Here is a 3,110-nt window from a genome sequence, read left to right on the forward strand (position 1 = left end):
GCTGCCGATCGAGGCACGCCAGAGATCCACCTGGGCCGACAGCTTAAGGGGGCGAACACAATTGAGATTGAGGAGGCAACTGCAGACCTTATAGCCCGCAACCTAATTGTCCGACTGGACGCCCGTCTGATCGGGCTTGCGACATGGAGCCCCTATACGCCTATGCCGTCCCTGACTGCGTTTCCGGGAGGATATTTAGACCGACGCGGCTGACCTGTGAAGTAGAAGGGGTTCGATTGGTATGGATCATTTCGGCGTCTTGTAGAGCGGCACTTCCTGGTCCCATTCATACTTTTTGTCTGGGTATCACTCAAAGGAGAAGGTGCAAGAAAATTGACCGAGAAGATCACCTCTGCCGTCATGAATTCATTGCGCGAATGTCGGGCTTGTCTGGAACGGGTAATAATTGTCGGGTTCGCGCCGGAAGACCGGCGCCTCATTCCCGAACTGACGGAGAGGAAAACTTGCTTATTCCGGCGTGGGCAGCCGGCGTCACAGATGAGCAGAAGCGCCGCGACGAGGTCTATTCGCTCGTTCCGGAGGCAGCCGACTTCCCCTATCGCCGTGCGCTGCAGCTTTCGGCGGCCAGCGAAAACTTGTTGCCGGAGGTCGTGCCCGCATGACAAGCACCAAGCTATTGATGCTGGACGATCCCTTCATCCCTTCGAAGGCGCCGGCGGTTTCAAAGCGAATTCCCGACGTCCTCGCATCCCTGCGGCCGCTTGGTCTTTCCATCCTTCTTCCCGCGCCGATTTCCGGCACGCCGGTCAACGCCTCGATAGGGTTAGCGCAAGGACCGTGGCCATATGACTTCTATTTGAGCGTCACTGCCAGCGCCCGTGCTTTTTCACGCGCCGAAAGCGCGTGAAGAGCAGCTTCATCGCTTCGTCTTCAATGCTCGAAAGCTCGAAACTAGATATTTAGTCCTGGCATTTGCTGGAGCGGATCGACGGTAAAGCGCTCGGGCTGTGAAGCCCATGTCTTGCAGATGAACTCGTAGGGTGTGAGGCCCTTGAGGGTCTTGAGCCTGCGGCCGAAATTGTAAGCGGCGACGAAGTCGGCGAGGTGGCGAGGTGCTGACGAAATTAATCGTGGCTTTCATAGTAGAAGCGTCTGACGGTGGCATCCTTGATGGTTCGGTTCATCCTCTCGACTTGACCGTTGGTCCTTGGATGCTTCGGCTTGGTCGTGCGGTGCTCGATATCGCTGGTGGCGCAGGTGTATTCGAAGGTGCATGGGCCCAGAAGCGTTCGCCATTGTCGATCGCTTCTTTGATCAGCGGCACAGCCAACCCTCCAGCGCCGGGCGTGGTGAACTGGATGCCGTTGTCGGTAAGCACGGCGTGGATCTTGTAGGGGACGGCCGCAATTACGCGCAGGAGGAACTCGCGCGAGATGGCGGTGGTGGTCTTCTCGTGCAGTTCGACGAAGGCAAACTTCGAGGTGCGATTGGATAGCAACGAACATGTGCAGCTTGCCCTGTTCGGTGAGCACCTCGGCAATGTCAATGTGAAAGTAGCCGATCGGGTAGCTCTTGAACTTCTTCTTCGCCGGCTTGTCGCCGTCGACATCCGGCAGGCGGCCAAGTCCGTGACGCTGCAGGCAACGATGCAGCGAAGACCGCGTAAGATGCGGGATTGTCGGCTGTAGTGCATAGAGGCAGTCATCGAGCGGCAGCAGCGTATACCGGCGAAACGCAATGATAACGCCCTCCTCCTCGACGGAGAGCACCGTTGATCTCGGCTCTTTCGGGCCGGTCGGAAGGTCCGCAACCGAGGACCGCTTCCGCCACTTGGCGACGGTCTTCTGATTGATCCCATAACGCTTCGAAAGCGTTCTCAGGCTCTCTTGACTATGTTGTATCGCTCGACGGACTGCCTCTGTCGTCGTGGCGCTCCCATGAAGAACCTGGCCCATAGCGCATCCTTTGATTCTGAAGACAAGGATGCTCCATCAAAGCCTGGGATCCAGCATCGAAGCACCCGTTTTCGGAGTTAAAAACCATCGCACCTAGCGGGAAGCAGGATGCTTTTGTGGGGGCTGCTTCCTCCGCCCCTGCCCTTGCATTGGAGGAAAGCTGGCCATGACCACAAACCGTTTTGCCTTGCTGCTCATTTTGTCCATTCGAGTTCCATTGAAGTGGCGGCCATCGCATTCCTACGGGGGTGCCATTTGCTATCGGTGAGAAATCAACAGGCGCGACCCGGACGCCAGGAGAGGACCCGCGAGGGGACGACTGAGGCGGCGGGCTAAGCAGAAGCAAGCCCGACGAGCGGGTTGCTTCTAGTTATGTGCGCTTTCATCTCGAGGATTTCCCTTGTGAGATCGAACCGACCGGCTTTGATCAATCGGACCATCGCTCGGAAATAGCCGCCCGGGTTCTCGACCGGATCAGACCCTGTCGCTCGCCGCGCTTGCATCTCTATCACGTAAACGAGCGTGGCAGACGCACAGAGCGCCCCGATTTCAAGGATTGCCTTCTCCCAGCCGGACGCGGACACCCCAAAAGCGCCCCGCATGCGCGACACGCCCATAATCAGGTCTCGGTCGCTGCGCACGTCGCCTATAAACTGCATCGCTTCGGGGCAGGCTGTCCTCAAATCGTCGGCGTTTGAGCTCGCACTCGTGCGTTGCGGATCCTTCGGATTGTCATTGGCATTGTTACAAGACTCGTCAGGGGCATTTGTGTTGTTGTCTTTGTGACGGCATACTTTGCCGCCAGAGGCGGCATGAAATCTTCCTTCCGCCTCTTCCCTGATCGTGCGCCAGGCATCTCGGACGTCGTCCGGCGATCCGGCTCCGGACCTGCGGGGGGCTACTCTGACCAGCTCAGCGGCACGCGCTGTTAGATCGTTGACGTCGATGCTCGGCAAAGTCTCTGCAAGCGTCCTGAGCAACTCCTGCGCTGATCTGCGATGGATAGTGAGTTCGTCTAAGACCTCACCCCGCACGCGCCTTTTGTCTTCAATCGCCTGCACCTGATTGGTAAACTCAGGCAGCCTTTCGAGAAGAGGGGAGAGATCGAAGCCATATGCCTTCGAGATCTGGCCCCGCGGCGATCGCTGAGCGAACCGTTTGCCATTCGGACTGTCCTTCCCGAGGATCAATCCC

The 3,110-nt window shown here is 57.9% G+C and carries 3 protein-coding genes and 1 pseudogene; 2 read left to right on the forward strand and 2 right to left on the reverse strand.

Annotated elements, in window-relative coordinates; all coding sequences use genetic code 11:
• Nucleotides 1–464 precede the first annotated feature (464 nt).
• Both A6U98_RS36610 and A6U98_RS00060 read left to right on the forward strand, forming a co-directional pair.
• Nucleotides 465–623 (forward strand): hypothetical protein, encoded by a 159-nt coding sequence (locus tag A6U98_RS36610; RefSeq protein WP_156667801.1) that lies wholly within the window; start codon nucleotides 465–467, stop codon nucleotides 621–623.
• Nucleotides 620–868 carry a hypothetical protein gene (locus A6U98_RS00060; protein WP_064646981.1) on the forward strand — a complete coding sequence of 83 codons (249 nt, stop codon included), beginning with the start codon at nucleotides 620–622 and terminating at the stop codon, nucleotides 866–868. Before A6U98_RS36610 ends, A6U98_RS00060 begins: the two co-directional genes overlap by 4 nt.
• Before the next feature lie 44 nt (nucleotides 869–912).
• On the opposite strand, the pseudogene A6U98_RS35365 reads toward A6U98_RS00060, so the two are convergent.
• Nucleotides 913–1,916 (reverse strand): annotated as a pseudogene (locus A6U98_RS35365) (IS481 family transposase).
• A gap of 332 nt (nucleotides 1,917–2,248) precedes the next feature.
• A partial coding sequence (repC, locus tag A6U98_RS00070) for a replication initiation protein RepC (protein ID WP_156667802.1) occupies nucleotides 2,249–3,110 on the reverse strand: 862 nt, incomplete at its 5' end.

It is taken from the genome of Rhizobium sp. WYCCWR10014, assembly GCF_001657485.1.
GTDB lineage: Bacteria > Pseudomonadota > Alphaproteobacteria > Rhizobiales > Rhizobiaceae > Rhizobium.

Excerpts from the sequence above, each read along its gene's own strand:
- A6U98_RS00060 (WP_064646981.1), top strand. The coding sequence starts at position 620 with ATGACAAGCACCAAGCTATTGATGCTGGACGATCCCTTCATCCCTTCG.